Here is a 17,334-nt window from a genome sequence, read left to right on the forward strand (position 1 = left end):
CCGGTGGGAGCATTCGTGCGGTACCAGCCCGCCAGGAACAGTCCCGTGGCATCGGTCCGGTGGGAGCATTCGTGCGGTACCAGCCCGCCAGGAACAGTCCCGTGGCATCGGTCCGGTGGGAGCATTCGTGCGGTACCAGCCCGCCAGGAACAATCCCGCAGCATCAGTCCGGCCGGAACAGTCCTGCGACACCGGGCCTAGCCGGAACAATCCCGCAGCACCAGCCCCGCCGGAACATTCCTGCGCGACCAGTCCAGCCGGGATGATCCAGCACTGCGAAATCGACCGCAGACACCCGGCAGTGGCAACTCAACCGAATCCGCCCGCTCAACACCCCAAGCCGCAACAGCCCCGCACCCCCTTGCCCCACCTCGCCGGGTAACCACCCCACCACCCATCGCACCCAAAACACCCCACCCCCGCAAAACTTCCCCGCCGACTATTGCGTGTTCGGATAATCCGTGTTCGGATTAACCGCGTCCGGGTGCGGGTCTGCCGGAAGCGGCTAGCGGTAGGAGGTCAGCAGGTGGCGGCGAGTCAGTCGTTCGAGGTAGTGGTCGCCGGCGGCGGGTTGGGCGGGTTGTGCGCCGCCTTGTCGTTGCGGCAGCGCGGGTTGCGGGTCACCGTGGTCGAAGCGGCGCCGCAGCTGGGCGAGATCGGGGCCGGGATCCAGACGGCGCCCAACGCGAGCCGGATTCTCATCGGGCTGGGGTTGCGGGCCGAGCTCCAAAAAGTCAGGTGCGAGCCGCAGGACCAGGTCCGGCGGCGCTGGGCCGACGGCAGCATCATCGCGCAGCTCCCGCTCGGCCAACGGGTCGTCGAGCAGTACGGCGCACCGTACTGGCATTACCACCGGGCGGACCTGCATTCCGTTCTCCTAAAAGCGTGTATCGACCCCGAAGGAGCAGGGCCGGTCGTGAAGGTGGTGACCGCGGCGAAGGTGGTCGACCTTGATCGCGGCAACCCGGAGCGGCCCGCCGTGATCACCGAGGACGGGCGGCGGTTCGAGGGCGACGTCGTCGTGGGTGCGGACGGGATTCGTTCTGCCGTAAGGGATCTGGCCGGATTCGACGATACCCTCGCCTTCTCCGGCGAGATGGCGTACCGGGCGTTGATCCCGGGAGACTCGATCGCGGCGGACCCGGCAACGAGGTTCCTGGTCGACCGTTACCACTCCACGATTTGGTACGGCCCGGACAAGCACCTCGTCCACTACATGATCCGCGGCGGCGAATTCCTGAACGTGGTGGCGATTGTGCCGTGCACGGAGGAAGTCGAGAAAAACTGGAGCGCGCCGGCCAGCGCTGAGCAGCTCGCGGCGGAATACTCCGATTGGGACGATCGCGTGCCGACGATGCTGTCGAAGGCCAAGGACGACGTCTCGGTCTGGGCGATGTACCGGCGGCGGCGCGATCCGGTGTGGGTGGACGGGCGCGTCGCGTTGCTCGGGGACGCTTGCCACGCAATGCTTCCGTACCAGGCGCAAGGGGCGTCGCAGGCGATGGAGGACGGGGCGGTTCTCGCGGAGGAGTTGGGGCAGGCGACCCGCGAGGGGATCGACAGCGCGTTGACCCGGTACGTGCACCGGCGCGCGAAACATGCTGGGATGGTTCAGGACGCGTCGCTGCGGAACATGAGCTTCTACCATCTCCCGGACGGTCCGGAGCAGCGCGAGCGCGACGAAAAGCTCCGGAGCTTCGACGGCGAGTCCGATGTGTCCTACGACTGGCTGTGGAACGGAACCCCGCTGGGCGACCCCGACAACGAATCCATTCACTACCAGTTCGCCCGATAGCACGAAACGGCACACGCAGACTTCGCAAAGGAGCAAAGGCTATGCGTACCGGAGACCAGGTGGTCCAAGACTTGCCGTGGCGCTGGCGCGTCCAGGGCAAGATCTTCCTCATCGGCGGGCTCGGCTACATGTTCGACGCCTGGGACGTGGCACTGAACGGATTCCTCACCCCGTTGGTGGGCACGGAATTCGGGCTGTCGGCCACGCAGCGGGGGTTCGTCGCCACCGCCAACTTGATCGGCATGGCGGTGGGGGCGGTCGCCTGGGGGACGGTCGCGGACCGGATCGGCCGCAAGCGCGCGTTCAGCATTACGTTGCTGTTGTTCGCTTTCTTCTCGGTATTCGCGGCGTTGTCGCCGAACATCGAAGTGTTCTTGCTGCTGCGGTTCCTTGCCGGAGTCGGGCTCGGCGGGTGTATTCCGGTGGATTACGCCATTGTCAGCGAATTCTCGCCGCGCAAGCAACGCGGGCGCGTACTGTCCGCAATGGACGGTTGGTGGCCGGTCGGCACGACGCTGGCCGGGGCGTCCGCGACGCTGCTGGTTCCGGTTTCCGGGAACTGGCGGTGGATGCTGGTGCTGATGATCCTGCCCGCGGTGCTGTTGTTCTGGGCGCGGCGCGGGGTTCCGGAATCGCCGTTGTACCTGGTGCGCAAGGGACGCGAGGCGGAAGCCCGGCTGGTCATCGACGATCTCGTCGAGCGCACGGGCGCGCCGAAGGAGCAGTACCGGATTCCGCCGGCGATCGAGGAGGACAAGCGCGGCGGCGGGTTGTTCGCGGCGGTCGACCAGTTGCGCCGGGTGTGGGCGTACAACCCGAAGGTCACCGGCGTCGCCTGGGCGTTGTTCATCACCGTGATGCTGGTGTACTACGCCGCGCTGAGCTGGATGCCGTCGATCCTCAAGGCACAAGGCTTCGGGGAGATCGCCGCGTTCGCCTCGACCACTTTGATGAACGCGCTCGGTATCGTCGGAGTCGTGGTGGCGGTGTTGCTCGTGGACCGCATCGGCCGCAAGCGGGTGATCGCCGCGGCCGGGCCGCTCGCCGCGGTCACGCTGGTGATTTTCTCGCTGGTGCTCGGGTCGGCCGGGGCCGCGGTGGTGGCGATCGGCGCGTTCGGGCTGTTCTCGCTCATCGTCATCCCGGTGATGTACGCCTTCGTGTCCGAGCTGTACCCGACGGAGCTGCGCGCGTCGGGCTTCGGCTGGGCGTCGTCGTCGAGCCGGGCGGTGACCGGGTTCGCGCCGTTGCTGTTCGGCAGTGTGCTGTGGCCGGTGCTCGGGTTGCCGCTGACGTTCACGCTGCTCGGCCTGCTCGTCGTCGGGGCCGTGGTGTTCATGGTCTTCTGTGCACCGGAAACCCGGGGCCGGGAGCTGGACCACATCGACGGCGAGACCGCGCCCGCGCCGCACCAGTCCGAAATGGACGCAGTCTGATTCTGCGCAGCAGAAAGGGAATCGCATGAAGCCCGCCGCGTTCGCCTACCACCGGGCGCACGACGTCGCCGACGCCGTCGGCCTGCTTTCCGACCTCGCCGGGCAAGGGCGGGAGCCGAAAGCGATCGCGGGCGGGCAGAGCCTGATGCCGATGATGAGCTTCCGCCTGGCCCGCCCGAGCGACCTGGTCGACCTCGGGCGGCTGCGGGACCTGCCGGGGATGACGGACATCGTCCAGTCCGGTTCGACGCTCCGCATCGGCGCGATGACGACGCATCGCCAGGTCGAGTTGGCGCAGTTCGGCCCGGGTTTCGCCGTGCTGGCGGAGGCGATGCGGTACGTCGGGCACCTGCCGATCCGGTCGCGCGGCACGGTCGGCGGGAGCCTCGTGCACGGCGACGCCACCGCGGAGTGGTGCATGCTCGCGCTGCTGCTGGACGCGGTGATCGTCGCCGAAGGACCGAACGGCCGCCGCGAGATCCCGGCGGGGGAGATGTTCTACGGCTTCTACGCGACTGCGGTGGAGGCGGACGAGGTCGTGACCGAGGTCCGGTTCACCCGGGCCGCGCCTAAAGCCGCGTTGACCGAGTTTTCCCGGCGGGCTGGGGATTTCGCGACGGTCGCGGCGGCGGTGACGCTCGAACCTCGCACGGACGGTTCGCTGGAAGGCGGCCGCGTGGTGCTCGGCGGGGTCGCGCCCGCGCCGTTGCGGGTTCCGGAGGCCGAGGAGGTGCTGGCGGGCGGCGCGCCGGGGCCGGAGTTGTTCGCGGCTTGCGGCCGGGCGGCGGCGGAGGCGATTGATCCGCGGGGCGACGCGCAGGGGAGCGCGGACTACCGGCGTGCGCTGACGCGGACGTTGGTGGCACGAAGTTTGGGCCAGGCGTGGGAGAGGGGAGAGCGCTGATGGCATCCGAAGAACCCAGGTTCGACGGCCGGGGCGGCAAGTGGATCGGCGCGTCCGTGCGCCGCCGCGAGGATCCTCGGCTGGTCACCGGCCGGGGACGGTTCGTGGACGACATCCACCTCCACGGCATGCTGCACGCCGGGTTCGTGCGCGCGACCGTCGCGCACGGCAAGATCACCGAGCTCGACCTCAGCGCCGCCCGTGAGGTGGACGGCGTCGTAGCCGCGTACTCGGCGGAAGATCTCCAGCTCGGCGACATGGTCGCGCTGCTGGACCGTCCGCCGGAGGAGTTCACGCCGACCACGATGCCGATCCTCGCGCGCGGAAAGGTGCGGTTCGTCGGCGAGCCGATCGCGCTGGTCATCGCGAAGGATCCGTACGCGGTCGAGGACGGCATCGAGGCCGCGCAGGTCGGCTACGAGGTCCTCGACGCCGTCGTGTCCGAGGAGACCGCGCTCGCCGAGGACGCGCCGTTGGTGCACGAGGACGCACCGAGCAACGTGCTGCTGGATGTCACGTCGTTCGACACCCCGGGCGTGGACGAAGCGTTCGCGGACGGATGCGTGATCGAGCTCGTCACCCGCAGCGGGCGGCAGAACGCGTTGCCGCTGGAGACGCGCGGCGCGGTGGCGTCCTGGGACGACCGCGACGAGCAGCTTCTCGTCCAGACCTGCAGCCAGGTGCCGCACCAGGTCCGTACCGTGCTGGCGCGTTCGCTGCGGATTCCGGAGCGGTCGGTGCGCGTGGTGGTCCCGGACATGGGCGGCGGCTTCGGACAGAAATGCGTGGTCGGGCGGGAGGAAATCGCGGTCGCGGCCGCGGCGAAACTGTTGCGGCGTCCGGTGAAATGGATCGAGGATCGCAGCGAAGCCCTCGCGTCCGGGTTCCTCGCGCGCGAGCAGCGGTACCGCACGCGCGCAGCGTTCACCGAGGATGGCCAGTTGACCGCGCTGGAGTCCGACATCGTGTGCGACATGGGCGCGTACTCGTGCTATCCGTTCACCGTCGGCATCGAACCGCTGATGGCGGCGGCGGAAATGCCGTCGGTGTACCGGGTTCCGGCGTATCGCGTCCGGGCGAGGGCGATCACCAGCAACAAAGCGCCGACCGCGCCGTATCGCGGGGTCAGCCGTCCGCAGTACGTCATGGTGATGGAGCGGATCATGGACCTGGCCGCGCGCAGGCTCGGCCTCGACCCGGTGGAGATCCGCCGGCGCAATGTGATCACCGAGTTCCCGTACACGGGCATCAACAAGGTGACTTACGACCCGGGCAGCTACCTCGAATCGCTGGAGCTGGGCGAAAAGATCCTCCGCGACGAGGGCTGGTACGAGCTGCGCGGGAAGAACCCGCACATCGGCATCGGCTACAGCTGCTTCTCCGAGCGCACCGGCTACGGTTCCGAGGCGTTCGCGAAGCGGAAGATGACCGTCGTCCCCGGGTTCGACGTGAGCGAGATCCGGATGGACCTCACCGGCTCCGTCGTGGTCACCAGCGGCACGATCAACCACGGACAATCCCACGAAACGACGTTCGCGCAGATCGTCGCGGAACGGCTCGGCGTGGACCTCGCCAAGGTCAAGCTGCGGCAAGGCGACACCGAGCGGATTTCCTACGGCTGGGGCACTTTCGCCTCGCGGTCGGTGACCATCGGCGGCTCCGCGGTGGCGACGGCGGCGACCCGGCTGGGCGAGCAGCTCTGCGTCATCGCGGCGCACCTGCTGGACACCCGCGTCGAGAACGTCGGACTCGACGGTGACGGGGGAGTGATCCAGCTCGACGACCCCGACCGACGGCTCTCGTTCGAGGAGATCGCCGACGTCGCGTACCTGCGCAGCCACCTGCTGCCCAAGGAAGCCGAGCCGACGCTCACCGCCACCGCCGCGTTCGACGTCCCCGGCGACGGTACGTTCTCGAACGCCACCCACGCGGTCGTGGTGGAGGCCGACCCGGGCACTGGCCAGGTCAAAATCCTCCGCTACGCCTGTGTCGAGGACTGCGGCGTGGTGATCAACCCGAAGGTGGTCGACGGGCAGGCGCGCGGCGGCATCGCGCAGGGCATCGCCGGCGCGCTGTTCGAGGAGGTCACCTACGCCGAGAACGGCGAACCGTCGGCGGCGAGCTTCATCGACTACCTCGTCCCGACCGCCGCGGAGATCCCCGACATCACCGTCGACCACCTCGAAACCCCATGCGCCTTCACCGAAAGCGGCGCGAAGGGAGCAGGGGAGGGCGGCACGATCGGCGCGCCCGCGGCGGTGCTGAACGCGGTCAACGACCTCCTCTGGCGCACCGGGGTCCAGCTGGAGCAGACCCCGATCCACCCCGAAGCCGTCCTCGCCGCGCTCACCGCGGCCGACCGGGAGAAAGCGGGCACCGGCGCATGACCGACAAACAGCTGATCGTCCTGACCGTCAACGGCGAGGAGCACGAACTGCTCGTCGAACCCCGGTGGACGCTGCTCGATGTGTTGCGGCACAACGTGGGCCTCACCGGCACGCACGTCGGTTGTGAGCACGGCGTCTGCGGGGCGTGCACGATTCTGGTCGACGGTGAACCGGTGCGCGCCTGCCTGATGTACGCCGTGCAGGCGGAAGGCTGCGCGATCCGGACTGTCGAAGACCTCGGCACGCCGGAAGAACCGAACGATTTGCAGCAGGCGTTTTCAGAACACCACGGGTTGCAGTGCGGGTTCTGCACGCCCGGATTCCTCATGCTGGCCGAAGGATTCCTGGCGCAGGAGCCGTCGCCGACGCGCGAGGAGATCCGGGAGACGGTGTCGTCGAATCTGTGCCGCTGCACCGGGTATCAGACCATTGTGGACGCGATCGAGGCGACCGCCGCCAAGCGAACCGGCAGGAAAGAGGACGCTGTCCGATGATTCTCGAGAACACCCTTGACCTCCCCGGCGATCCGGACACGGTGTTCGCGCTGCTCAACGACGTCGAGCGGGTCGCGGGCTGCCTGCCCGGCGCGGTGCTGGAGGGCCGGGACGGCGAGTCCTACCTCGGCAAGGTCAAGTTCAAGGTCGGCCCGGTCAGCGCCGCGTACGCGGGCAAGGTGCGGTTCACCGAGATCGCCGAGGGCGAGCGGCGGCTGCGGCTGTCGGCCCGGGGCGCGGACAGCCACGGCAACGGCGACGCCGAAGCGGACGTCACGCTGACTCTGGTGCCGGGTCCGAAGGGGTCGTCGCTGAATCTGCACACGGATCTCGTGGTGCGGGGCAAGATCGCGCAGTTCGGCAAGGGCGCGATCAGCACGGTGTCGAACCGGATCCTGCAGCAGTTCGCACAGAATCTCGGTCAGCTGCTGGAAAACGGCGGTACCGCACCCGAGCCGACGTCGGCTGCGGCCGCGCCTGCCTCGGATTCGCTCGACGGTCTGGCGATGCTGCTCCCGCCCAACGCGAAGCGCTATCTCCCGGTCGTCGCGGCGGGCGCGCTCGGGCTGTTCCAGGGCTGGTTGCTGGGCCGGGTCCGGTCACAGCACAAACTGATCAAGGAGCTGCTGCGTGAACGCGCCTGAGAACGGACTGCACGGCGCCGAGACCGAGCAAACCTACGCCCGCGCGGGTTTCGGCGCCGCGGTGCCGAGGGGGACCGCGCCGGTGCTGGTCGTGGTCGACCTGACCCGTGGCTTCACTGAACCGGGTTTCCCTTCCGGCGCAGACCTTTCCGCCGAAGTCGAGGCCGCCGACGCGCTGGTCCGGGCCGCGCACGAGAGCGGTGCCCCGGTCGTCTACACCGCGATCAGCTACACCCCCGCCGAGGCGGACGGCGACGCCATCGCGTGGCTGCGCAAGGCTCCCGGCATGCGCAGCCTGCGCGACGGAAGCGCCGAAGTCGCGCTCGATCCGCGGCTGGAACGGCGCGACACCGACCACCTGATCGTCAAGAAGGGCGCGTCCGCGTTCCACGGAACGAGCCTCGCCGCCCTGCTCACCGGCCTCGGTGCGGACACCGTGCTGGTCTGCGGTGCGACGACTTCGGGTTGCGTACGAGCCACCGCCGTCGACGCCGTGCAGTCCGGCTTCAACACGCTCGTCGCCCGGGACGCCTGCGGCGACCGTGCGCGCGGACCGCACGACGCCGCTCTCTTTGACCTGCAAGCCAAATACGCCGACGTGGTCGGCCTGAGCGAGGGCGTCGAGCTGCTCGCCAAAGCCCGCTAGGAGTTGCCGTATGTCCTCAGTTTCCGACCGGGTGCTGACCCAGCCCGCGCTCGCCGAACTGGCGAACGTCCCGGCGACCAGCGTCTGGGTACGCTCCGGTTCTGTCCGGCTGCACGTCCTCGACTACGGCCCGGCCGACGGCGTCCCGCTCGTGATCCTGCCCGGCATCACCAGCCCGGCGATCACGATGGACTTCGTCGCCCGCGAGCTGACCGACCTGGTCCGCCCGCTGGTGCTGGACATCCGCGGCCGCGGCCTGTCCGACGACGGACCCGGCTACGACCTCGATGCCTACGCTTCGGACGTCGAGGCAGTCATCGATCAGCTCCAGCTTTCTGAGCCGCTGTTGTTCGGCCACTCGATGGGCGCGCGGATCGCCGCCAAGGCCGCGCATTCCGCTCAAGGCACGATCCTGGCGGACCCGCCGATGAGCAACGCCGACCGGCCCTATCCGACCACTTTGGACACATTCGCCGCTCAACTCGACCAAGCCCGGCGCGGAACCGACGCCGACGAGGTCGCCGCCTCATGGCCCCGGTGGCCGCGCCGCGAGCAGGAACTGCGCGCCGGCTGGCTCGCGTCGTGCTCCCGGACCGCGATCGCCGCGACGCACGCCGGGTTCGAGTCCGAGGAATTCCTTCCGCTGTGGGAAAAACTGGCCGGACCGGCCGTGCTGCTGTTCGGTTCGGACAGTCCCGTGGTGACACAGGCGGACGTCGCCGCGCTCGCGGAGGCCAACCCGGCGCATCCGCTGGTCGGCATCGAGAACGCCGGGCACATGATCTTCTGGGACGAACCCGAGCCCGCCCTGCGGGCACTGCGCTCGGCCCTGAAAGACCTGCTCGCGCGCTGACCCCGGCATGTTTTTCGCACTCGGATAATCCGTATTCGGACAATAAAGGAGGTCGCCATGGACCAGAACCTGTTCAACGACATCTGCTTGCGCCAGCTGACTTTTTCCGGCGTGCACGAGGGGGAGACGGTCGTCGTCCTGACGCGCGGCGCCGAGCGCGCGGAGTACGCGGACGCCTTCCTCTGGGCGGCCCAGCAGCTCGGCGCGGCGACCTATCACATGCGGCTGCCGTCGCCGGCGAGCGCGTCCGGCGCGTGGGCGGTCGGGCAGTCCGGCCTTGACCAGCTGCCGCTCGCGGTGGACGCGCTGAAGGCCGCGGACATGGTCGTGGACTGCACGTTCCTGCTGTTCAGCGAGGAGCAGTTCGCGATCCAGGCCGCCGGCACCCGGATCCTGACCGCCGTCGAACCGCCCGAGCTGCTGGCCCGGCTGATGCCGACGAAGGAACTGCGCGAGCGGGTCGAGATCGGCGCGGAACTGCTGGCCAAGGCCAAGACCATGCGGATCACCAGTCCACACGGGACGGACGTGACCTACCAGCTGGGCGTGTACCCGACGATGAGCGAGTACGGCTACACCGACCAGCCCGGCCGCTGGGACCACTGGCCCGCGGCGTTCGTCTTCACCGGCGGTTCGGACGACGGCGTGGACGGCAAGATCGTGCTCGCGCCCGGCGACGTGCTGCTGCCGTTCAACACCTACGTGCAGACGCCGGTCGAGCTGACCATCGAAAAGGGCTTCATCCAGGACATCCGCGGCGGCGCGGGCTCGTCCGGCCTCGACGCCGACCTGCTGCGCAGCTACATCGAATCGTTCCACGACCCGCGCGGCTACGGCATGTCGCACGTCGGCTGGGGCCTCGACGAGCGGGCGCACTGGCACGGGCTGACCCAGTTCCCCGGCGGCATGGGCATGGAGCTGCGCAGCTTCTACGGCAACGTGATGTTCTCGATCGGCCCGAACAACGAACTCGGCGGCCCGAACGACACGGCGTGCCACTTCGACATCCCGATGCGCGGCAACAGCCTGTACCTCGACGACGAGCTGATCGTCGACGCGGGCGAGCTGACCGTGCAGGACATGCGCCCGGCGGCGAAGCGATGACCGACCACCACATCGGGATGATCGTCCCGAGTTCCAACCTGACCATGGAAACCGAACTGCCGCGTATGCTGCGCGCCCGCGAGGAGCTGTACCCGGAGGACCGGTTCGTCTTCCACTCGGCCCGCGCTCGGATGCAGCACGTGACGCCGGCGCAGTTGCGCGCCATGAACGCCCAGGCAGAACGCGCGGCCACCGAGCTGGCGGACGCGCGGCCCGGCGTCGTCGCGACCGCGTGTCTGGTCGCGATCATGGCGCAGGGGCCGGGATATCACTGCACCGCCGAGGAATCGATCACATCGGCGTTGCGTGCCGAAGGCTCGGACGCGCCGGTGGTTTCGTCGGCGGGCGCGCTGTTGTCCGGGATCGCCGCACTGGAGGCGAAGCGGGTCGCGATCGTGACGCCGTACATGAAGCCGTTGACCCAGGCGGTGATCGAGTACCTGGAGGACGCGGGCGTCGAGGTGGTCGATTCGCTGTCGCTGGAGGTGCCCGACAACCTGGCGGTGGCGCGGCTGGACCCGGCGGATCTGCTTGAGCACTACCGGAAACTGGACCTTTCGCGGGCGGACGCGCTTGTGCTGTCGGCTTGCGTGCAGATGCCGTCGCTGCCGTCTATTCAGCCGGTTCAAGACGCCGTGGGGATTCCGGTGCTTTCGGCGGCTACGGCTACTACGTTCCGGATTCTTTCCGAGCTGGGGCTGAAAGCGGAGGTGCCGAACGCCGGGCATTTGCTGAGCGGGAAGGTTTCGGCGGTCGTCTAACGGCCCGCAGGGGCGTTAGACGACCGCCGAAGGGCTGGGCATCGCAGCGGACTGGGCTGCGGCGTTCGACCTGGCAGGTGGAGGTGATCGTCGCAGGCCTCCCGGCCACGTACGGCGGGTGCGCACGCTTCGAAGCATCCGCCGTACGGCCGGGGAGCGCTGGCTGCGGTCCGATTGCTGTTCGCGGGGTCGCGGGGCGAGCGGCGCTACTCCGGACGTTCCGGAAAAATTCCAGAACGAGAATTAAGGGCCTCGACCTGTTTCGTCAGCGCGTCGTCGCAGCCGCGGAGAACGGACAGGACTCGCAGGGATTCAAGCGCCTCGTAACGCTTGGAAGGCAGATTTCTGCTGCTCCCTTCGGTGCGAAGTCCAGTGAGCCGGACCGCGACCCGTTGAATCTTGTCCGGACTGGGACTGCTTCCCATCCATTGGCTCAAGAGCTTGCCCAGTGCGGATTTCGCTTCTTCTTTCCGTCCCATCGAAAGGAGGACGCTGACTATATTGAAAGTGTTCACCATGGTGTGCTCGTGGTCGATGCCGATGATTCTTATCCGGTCTTCCCGAAGGCTTCTCAGGTAGCGGAGAGTGTCCTCGTTCGCTGCTCCGGTCCGACGGAGAACTCCTCCGCGCAGATCTCGTATTTGCAGAACTCGAGGACTGTTGTCGCCGTATGCCCGGGCGTACCTGCCTTGGATGTCGTCCAGCATATCCAGTGCACCGTTCGGATCTTCTTCAGCGACGAAGAACGTCAAATAATGGCGTGCGAGAAGGGTTGACATATCTTCTTCCCCGAAGACTTCTTGATGCAGGGGAAGTGTCTTCCGAAGGAGTCCGATGGCCTTGGCAGGATCTCCGCAAACGCCGATTGCGTAAGCATGCAATCGGCTGGCGTTGATCGTGTCCGCGTGTCGGTCGCCGACGGTGCGACGCAAGTCCGCGAGCAGCTCAGGAAATAGTTCCAGCGCTTCCGCGGTATGTGGCGAGTCGGCGATGCTCTCCGCCAGCTTGAGCCGGGCGCTGAGAGTTTCCGGGTCCAGTGGCCCGAGTCGGTCAAGTCTTTTTTCGACGAGTTTCTCGAGTCCCTTGTTGGTCTTTATCTGATCGCCGTAGGCGGCATAGAACTCCGCCGCTATTTCGGCTCCGTGGATTCCGCTTTCGGCCGACTTGCGAAAAGCCTCTGCGGCAATGCTGTGCTGAAATGTTCGTGCTGCTGCTTCGCCGATGCGGAAAGCCTGCTGGGGGTCCGCTCGCGTGAGAAGGACTCGCCACGTGGCCAGAGGGGCGAGGTCGAAGTCCGGCAAGTCCACCAGGTAGTCGAACGCGATGTAGTGATCGGGCTGTTCGGAGGGCAGAAGCAGGCTGCTCGCCCCGTGGCTGGTTCGCGTCGCCCAAGCGAGTGCTTCGTCGAGCGGCTCGGGGCGCAGCAGTTCGCCGCCGCGATCGTTCAAGCGGCTTCGGCTGAGTTCGACCAGGAGATCGAGAGGCACGGGTTCGTCGACACCGGCTCGTCGGCAATCGACGGCAGCGGCTACCAGAGCGGCTCCACGTGGGTGGGCACTCGGCGCCCAGCCCGTGTGCCAGTTGCGCACGAGTTCGGGCCCTGCTGCGAGAACCTCTGCCAGGCCGAGCTTTCCGACATTCGGCAATGCTGCGCGGATGCGCGGGTCGTTGTCGTAAGCACGGGCACGCGCGAGTTCTTCAGTCGTCCACCGGCGGGACAGTTCCACCACATCGGCGAGCCGCAGGATGTCGCGGGCGTCTCGCCACGCGTCGAGTTCGTGATCGGGTACCGAGCCTTCCTCGCGAGCGCTGTAGCGGTCGAATTCAGGGCTGCGCATGGTCGCTGCGATGACAGCGTCTTCCCTGCGGCGACTCAAGATTTTGTCGAGGAGATTCGGTGTCAAGCCGCCGGTGCCCATGAAGCGCTCGAGATCGTCCAGCCACAACACGCAGCGGGGCGTGTCCGCGACGGCTTCAGCGACGCTGGCCAAGGCATCGCGGTTCGCGGGGGCGAGCAGCGTGTGATCCGCGCAGGTGGCGCGTGCGACCTCGTAGACCATGCGAGTTTTTCCTGCGGTCGATTCGCCGACGACGAGCACGAAACCACCCTGCCGGATCTTGGCGCTGAGTTCGTCGTGGAGGTCGCGCCGGATATAGGGCGGGGTGCGGTCGAGCACCCGCGCGCCGGCTATGTCGTGGACAAGTGTCTCCGCGGGGTGGACCCTGAGCGCGATCGGGTCGTCGAGTTCCCGGATCTTGCGCGGCCGTCGGTCCGAGCCGGTCGCGACTAATGTGCTCGGCAGGGCGTCACGACGGGCGGCCTGCTGTTCGAGAACCGTTTTTCCGCGGCTGCTCGTCGCCGTGAACACGGCGACCGCAACCGTCGAGCCTATCGAGGCTGCCGCGGCACCGGGAATCCACAACACGCCGATGCCACCGGCAACCAGGCCGGACATGGCCGAACAAGTCAGGAGCCACCAGCCGCGCGCTGAACGGAAGCAGCCGCGGCGTAGCCTCACGCTCGGCCGTCCGCTTGCGAACCGCCGCTCTCGCCGATTCGGCAGGATGGGGCCATCGGGTCCTCCTCATGTGCTCCGGCCGCCGAAGCTCCGAAACCCGTCGTCTTGAGCTGCTTATTCTGCAGCCAACGGTGAGCGGAATCGATGAAGGAACCGCGAATGAATATTCGGCTTTGTCGTCCGTCTCTCTGGCTAAGCCGCTCGGGAAATTGATTGAAGCACGTCACACGTGTTAGCTGACCATTGCTGCCGGTGGCCGTGACTGCCTAACGGCGGCCACCAGTTCGCGGACCCGCGGCGCGACCTCCCGCGCGAACACCCGGACGGCGTCGGCCGAGTCCACGGACAAGAGAAACGCGCTCATCCCGTGCGTGAGCGCGAGTTCGGCAAGCTGTTCAGTCCACTCGCCGATGCTGCCGGACGGAACGCCGGGCAGGTTGTACAGCCGCCGGATCTCGGCAGGGGAGCGGCCTGCCTTCCGGCCCGCCCCGTCGATGAGCGCGTTCGCGGCGGGCAGCCGGTCCGGCGGGATGCGGGTCATGCTCGGCAGCCAGCCGTCCGCAACCCGGCCGATCAGGCGCAGCATGCGCGGGCCGAGCGCGCCGAGCCAGATTTCCGTCCGGTGCGCCGGGAACGGGCCCGGTGGAGTGCCGGTGAGCCGGTGATGAGTGCCGGACACGGTGGCAGGCGGCCCGGGTGTCCACAATGCACGGACGACTTCGATCGCTTCGGTGAGCGCGTCGAAGGCTTCGCCAGGGGTGTATCGCGGGCCGCCTTGCGCCTCGATTTCATCCCAGTACGCGCCAGCGCCGAGGGCGAGTTCGGCGCGGCCGCCGGTGAGCAGGTCGAGACTCGCCGCCGAGCGTGCGAGCACGGCGGGCGGGCGCAGGGGCAGATTGGCGACGTTGGGGAACACGCGCAGCCGTTCGGTGCGCGCCGCGACGACGCTCAGGACGGTCCACGCGTCGAGCAGGTCCGGACGATACGGGTGGTCCGGCACGCTGAGCAGGTCGAGCCCGGCAGCGTCGGCGGCTTCGGCGAGCCTGATCGCGGTGTCGGGGGCGGCGGCTTCCGGCAGGAGGATGACGCCGAACTGGAGGTCGTGGCCGTAGTCAGGCATGGGTCGCCTGAAATCGTGTCATGACGACATGATTACACGATGGAACAAAAACCGTCCAGCAGATAGGATCCGGGCATGGACGAACTGCGCCCGCCGACCCTGCTCGCGCTGCCGTCGTACCTCGCCGGGCACGTCGCGCGGATCGGACGCCGGGAACTGGCGGGCGCGCTCGAGAAGCGCGGTCTCCGGCTGCCGCATTTCGCCGTGCTGGCCGGGCTTTCCGACTTCGGCCCGCTGGCACAGCACGCGCTCGCCGACCGGCTCGGGCTCAACCGCAGCCACCTCGTCGGCTACCTGGACGAATTGGAGCGCCGGGACCTCGTCGGCCGCGAACGCGATCCGGACGACCGGAGGCGGCAGCGCGTCACGCTCACCGAAGCCGGGAAGGCGCTGGCGGGGGAGCTGAAGGAGGAGGCCAGCCGGTCGCAGGACGTGTTGCTCGCCGAACTGTCGTCGAAGGAACGCGAGACGCTGATTTCCTTGCTGCGGCGGGTGGTGGTCGCGGACGACCGGGCACAGATGGGGACCGGGCAGTTCCGTTTCCGGTGATTGCCCTGCGGCGCAACGGGTAACCGGAGCCTTCCCGACACCCGAGGAGGCAGCATGACCGGATCCACCCGAACCGACCTCATCACCGTGATCACCGACGACCACCGCGACGTGGAGCGGGTCTTCGCCGAACTCGAGAGCGAACCCGAGGCGGGCAACCGGAAAGACGTGGTCGACCACGTGATCGCCGAGCTGGTCCGGCATTCCGTCGCGGAGGAGCAGCTGATGTACCCGGCCGCGCGCAAATACCTCGACGACGGCGACGAGATCGCCGACCACGAGATCGAGGAGCACGCCGAGGCCGAAAAGGTCATGAAGCAGCTGGAGCGCAAGAACCCCGGCGAACCGGAGTTCGAGGAGCTGCTCGGCAAGCTGATCGCGGACGTCCGCCATCACATCAAGGAGGAGGAAACCGACCTCTTGCCGAGGCTGCGGGAAGCCTGTTCCGCCGAGGAACTCGACCGGCTTGGCGAGCGGGTGCTGGCGGCCAAGAAGATCGCGCCGACCAGGCCGCATCCGCACGCGCCGAGCAAGCCGCCCGCCAATCTGGTCCTCGCGCCGGGCGCGGCGTTCGTCGACAAGATCCGCGACGCGCTGACCGGGCGGAAGAGCTGACGCGCCCGATCGTCGCGTGCCGGAAACCGTTGCGGGTACCCGATGACGAGCCTGGTTTAACGTCGCGTCCGCGCGGCTAACCAGGCCCATGCGGATCTTGCGCCGGCCCCACACCGTTCTGGCGTGCCTGCTGACCGAGACCGTCCCCGCCGCGGAAGGAACTCGATGAGGATTGCGATGGTGTCCGGACACGCCAGCCCGCTCGCGGAGCCGGGCGAGGATGCGGGCGGCCAGAACGTCCACGTGGCGGGCCTTTCCGCGGCGCTGGTCCGCAGCGGGCACGAGGTGACTGTCTACACGCGACGCGACGACCCGGAAGCGCCCGCCGCGGCGGATACCCCGGACGGCTACCGGGTCGTGCACGTCCCGGCCGGTCCGGCGCGTCGGCTGCCGAAGGACGAGCTCGTGCCGTACCTGGGCGAATTCGGGAGCTGGCTTCGCGATCGGTGGACGGAAGAACCGCCGGACGCGGCGCACGCGCACTTCTGGACGTCCGGGGTGGCGACCGTGCTCGCCGCGCGCGAAACCGGGGTGCCTGCGGTGCAGACTTTTCGCACGCTGGGCGTGGTGGAGCGGCGGTATCTCGGGGAGGCCGACCCGAGTCCGCCGGACCGGACGCGGCTGGAGCGGATGGTCGGCAAGCGGGCCGGCCGGATCCTCGCGGCCTGCTCGGACGAGGTGTTCGAACTGGCCCGCCAGGGGGTGCCGCGGCAGCGGATCTCGGTGGTGCCGTGCGGGGTCGACCTCGACCGGTTCGGCACCGGCGGCCCGGTTGCTCCGCGCACCGCGCCGAAACGGCTCGTGTCGGCGGGGAGATTCGTGCCGCGCAAGGGGTTCGACCTGGCCATCGCCGCTTTGCCGCGGGTACCGGAGACTGAACTGGTGATCGCGGGCGGGCCGCCTTCCGAGGCCCTTTCGCGGCATCCGGAGGCACAGCGGCTTCGACGGCTCGCGGAGCGGCTCGGGGTCGCTGACCGGGTTCATCTGGCAGGTCAGGTGAGCCGTGCTGAGATGCCGGCGTTGCTGCGCTCGGCGGACGCGGTGCTGTGCACGCCTTGGTACGAGTCGTTCGGGATCGTCCCGCTGGAGGCGATGGCGTGCGGGGTGCCGGTGGTGGCCGCGGCGGTGGGCGGCTTGGCCGACACGGTGGTCGACGGCATCACCGGACGTTTGGTGCCGCCGCGGGATCCGGCCCGGCTTTCGGCGCGGCTGCGGGCTTTGCTGGACGAACCCGCCCAACTGGAAGCGCTGGGGACAGCGGGCCTGGAGCGGGTCCGGGCGCGGTATTCGTGGGACCGGATCGCGGCGGAGACCGTGCGGGCGTATGAGAATGCGGTGCCGGAGGGGGAGTCCGGGTGGGCCGCGGCGCAGTGACCGCTCGGTCTTCAGTCCTCAATGGACACTCGGGTCCGATCGCGAACGACGCGACCCGGAACCGCACTAGCTCGACTGAAGCTGGCTCGCCGCGTCGGCGGACCGGCCGGTCGTATTCGATCCATTCGTCCTC

15 protein-coding genes are annotated in these 17,334 nt (G+C 68.4%); 13 read left to right on the forward strand and 2 right to left on the reverse strand.

The genetic code is table 11. The features are described from left to right. The first annotated feature begins 526 nt into the window (after positions 1 to 526). From ACWDNU_RS16135 to ACWDNU_RS16180, 10 genes are read left to right on the forward strand one after another with little or no spacing between them, the layout of a single operon-like run. Positions 527 to 1,795, forward strand: coding sequence for an FAD-dependent monooxygenase (locus ACWDNU_RS16135; RefSeq protein WP_449669389.1), 1,269 nt, complete (start codon positions 527 to 529; stop codon positions 1,793 to 1,795). Positions 1,796 to 1,836: 41 nt separating this feature from the next. Beyond that, complete coding sequence (locus ACWDNU_RS16140; protein ID WP_370938001.1) at positions 1,837 to 3,231, forward strand: MFS transporter; 1,395 nt, start codon at positions 1,837 to 1,839, stop codon at positions 3,229 to 3,231. 25 nt (positions 3,232 to 3,256) lie between these two features. Further along, entirely contained in the window at positions 3,257 to 4,135 is an 879-nt protein-coding gene (locus ACWDNU_RS16145; RefSeq protein ID WP_449669390.1) for an FAD binding domain-containing protein, read from the forward strand. Next, positions 4,135 to 6,522, forward strand: a complete 2,388-nt coding sequence (locus ACWDNU_RS16150; RefSeq protein ID WP_449669391.1) for a xanthine dehydrogenase family protein molybdopterin-binding subunit — start codon at positions 4,135 to 4,137, stop codon at positions 6,520 to 6,522. Before ACWDNU_RS16145 ends, ACWDNU_RS16150 begins: the two co-directional genes overlap by 1 nt. Continuing rightward, complete coding sequence (locus ACWDNU_RS16155) at positions 6,519 to 7,016, forward strand: (2Fe-2S)-binding protein (RefSeq protein WP_370937998.1); 498 nt, start codon at positions 6,519 to 6,521, stop codon at positions 7,014 to 7,016. Before ACWDNU_RS16150 ends, ACWDNU_RS16155 begins: the two co-directional genes overlap by 4 nt. Then, on the forward strand, positions 7,013 to 7,660 hold the full coding sequence (locus ACWDNU_RS16160) for an SRPBCC family protein (RefSeq protein ID WP_449669392.1): 648 nt from the start codon (positions 7,013 to 7,015) through the stop codon (positions 7,658 to 7,660). The genes ACWDNU_RS16155 and ACWDNU_RS16160 overlap by 4 nt, the downstream gene beginning before the upstream one ends. Beyond that, positions 7,647 to 8,306 carry an isochorismatase family protein gene (locus ACWDNU_RS16165; RefSeq protein WP_449669393.1) on the forward strand — a complete coding sequence of 220 codons (660 nt, stop codon included), beginning with the start codon at positions 7,647 to 7,649 and terminating at the stop codon, positions 8,304 to 8,306. The genes ACWDNU_RS16160 and ACWDNU_RS16165 overlap by 14 nt, the downstream gene beginning before the upstream one ends. A 10-nt stretch (positions 8,307 to 8,316) precedes the next feature. Next, positions 8,317 to 9,159, forward strand: coding sequence for an alpha/beta fold hydrolase (locus ACWDNU_RS16170; protein ID WP_449669394.1), 843 nt, complete (start codon positions 8,317 to 8,319; stop codon positions 9,157 to 9,159). 57 nt (positions 9,160 to 9,216) lie between these two features. Continuing rightward, positions 9,217 to 10,263 carry a leucyl aminopeptidase gene (locus ACWDNU_RS16175; protein WP_449669395.1) on the forward strand — a complete coding sequence of 349 codons (1,047 nt, stop codon included), beginning with the start codon at positions 9,217 to 9,219 and terminating at the stop codon, positions 10,261 to 10,263. Further along, positions 10,260 to 11,024 carry a maleate cis-trans isomerase family protein gene (locus ACWDNU_RS16180; RefSeq protein ID WP_449669396.1) on the forward strand — a complete coding sequence of 255 codons (765 nt, stop codon included), beginning with the start codon at positions 10,260 to 10,262 and terminating at the stop codon, positions 11,022 to 11,024. The genes ACWDNU_RS16175 and ACWDNU_RS16180 overlap by 4 nt, the downstream gene beginning before the upstream one ends. A 206-nt stretch (positions 11,025 to 11,230) precedes the next feature. Here ACWDNU_RS16180 and ACWDNU_RS16185 read toward each other — a convergent pair whose 3' ends face one another. Together ACWDNU_RS16185 and ACWDNU_RS16190 are read right to left on the reverse strand one after the other, a co-directional pair. Then, entirely contained in the window at positions 11,231 to 13,480 is a 2,250-nt protein-coding gene (locus tag ACWDNU_RS16185; RefSeq protein ID WP_449669397.1) for a hypothetical protein, read from the reverse strand. Between the two features lie 295 nt (positions 13,481 to 13,775). Beyond that, entirely contained in the window at positions 13,776 to 14,663 is an 888-nt protein-coding gene (locus ACWDNU_RS16190) for an LLM class flavin-dependent oxidoreductase (RefSeq protein ID WP_449669398.1), read from the reverse strand. A gap of 75 nt (positions 14,664 to 14,738) precedes the next feature. Here ACWDNU_RS16190 and ACWDNU_RS16195 point away from each other — a divergent pair, with 75 nt between their 5' ends. From ACWDNU_RS16195 to ACWDNU_RS16205, 3 genes are all read left to right on the forward strand, one after another. Beyond that, positions 14,739 to 15,212 carry a MarR family winged helix-turn-helix transcriptional regulator gene (locus ACWDNU_RS16195; RefSeq protein ID WP_449669399.1) on the forward strand — a complete coding sequence of 158 codons (474 nt, stop codon included), beginning with the start codon at positions 14,739 to 14,741 and terminating at the stop codon, positions 15,210 to 15,212. A gap of 54 nt (positions 15,213 to 15,266) precedes the next feature. After that, entirely contained in the window at positions 15,267 to 15,827 is a 561-nt protein-coding gene (locus tag ACWDNU_RS16200; RefSeq protein ID WP_449669400.1) for a hemerythrin domain-containing protein, read from the forward strand. Positions 15,828 to 15,992: 165 nt separating this feature from the next. Next, positions 15,993 to 17,201: a glycosyltransferase gene (locus tag ACWDNU_RS16205; protein ID WP_449669401.1), complete on the forward strand. Its 1,209-nt coding sequence runs from the start codon at positions 15,993 to 15,995 to the stop codon at positions 17,199 to 17,201. Positions 17,202 to 17,334: the final 133 nt, after the last annotated feature.

Source organism: Amycolatopsis sp. NPDC003676 (genome assembly GCF_053587275.1).

Coding starts and splice junctions, on each gene's coding strand:
- ACWDNU_RS16205 (WP_449669401.1), top strand. CDS start 15,993: ATGAGGATTGCGATGGTGTCCGGACACGCCAGCCCGCTCGCGGAGCCG.
- ACWDNU_RS16155 (WP_370937998.1), top strand. CDS start 6,519: ATGACCGACAAACAGCTGATCGTCCTGACCGTCAACGGCGAGGAGCAC.
- ACWDNU_RS16200 (WP_449669400.1), top strand. CDS start 15,267: ATGACCGGATCCACCCGAACCGACCTCATCACCGTGATCACCGACGAC.
- ACWDNU_RS16185 (WP_449669397.1), bottom strand. CDS start 13,480: ATGTCCGGCCTGGTTGCCGGTGGCATCGGCGTGTTGTGGATTCCCGGT.
- ACWDNU_RS16175 (WP_449669395.1), top strand. CDS start 9,217: ATGGACCAGAACCTGTTCAACGACATCTGCTTGCGCCAGCTGACTTTT.
- ACWDNU_RS16150 (WP_449669391.1), top strand. CDS start 4,135: ATGGCATCCGAAGAACCCAGGTTCGACGGCCGGGGCGGCAAGTGGATC.
- ACWDNU_RS16160 (WP_449669392.1), top strand. CDS start 7,013: ATGATTCTCGAGAACACCCTTGACCTCCCCGGCGATCCGGACACGGTG.
- ACWDNU_RS16170 (WP_449669394.1), top strand. CDS start 8,317: ATGTCCTCAGTTTCCGACCGGGTGCTGACCCAGCCCGCGCTCGCCGAA.
- ACWDNU_RS16195 (WP_449669399.1), top strand. CDS start 14,739: ATGGACGAACTGCGCCCGCCGACCCTGCTCGCGCTGCCGTCGTACCTC.
- ACWDNU_RS16190 (WP_449669398.1), bottom strand. CDS start 14,663: ATGCCTGACTACGGCCACGACCTCCAGTTCGGCGTCATCCTCCTGCCG.
- ACWDNU_RS16180 (WP_449669396.1), top strand. CDS start 10,260: ATGACCGACCACCACATCGGGATGATCGTCCCGAGTTCCAACCTGACC.
- ACWDNU_RS16140 (WP_370938001.1), top strand. CDS start 1,837: ATGCGTACCGGAGACCAGGTGGTCCAAGACTTGCCGTGGCGCTGGCGC.
- ACWDNU_RS16145 (WP_449669390.1), top strand. CDS start 3,257: ATGAAGCCCGCCGCGTTCGCCTACCACCGGGCGCACGACGTCGCCGAC.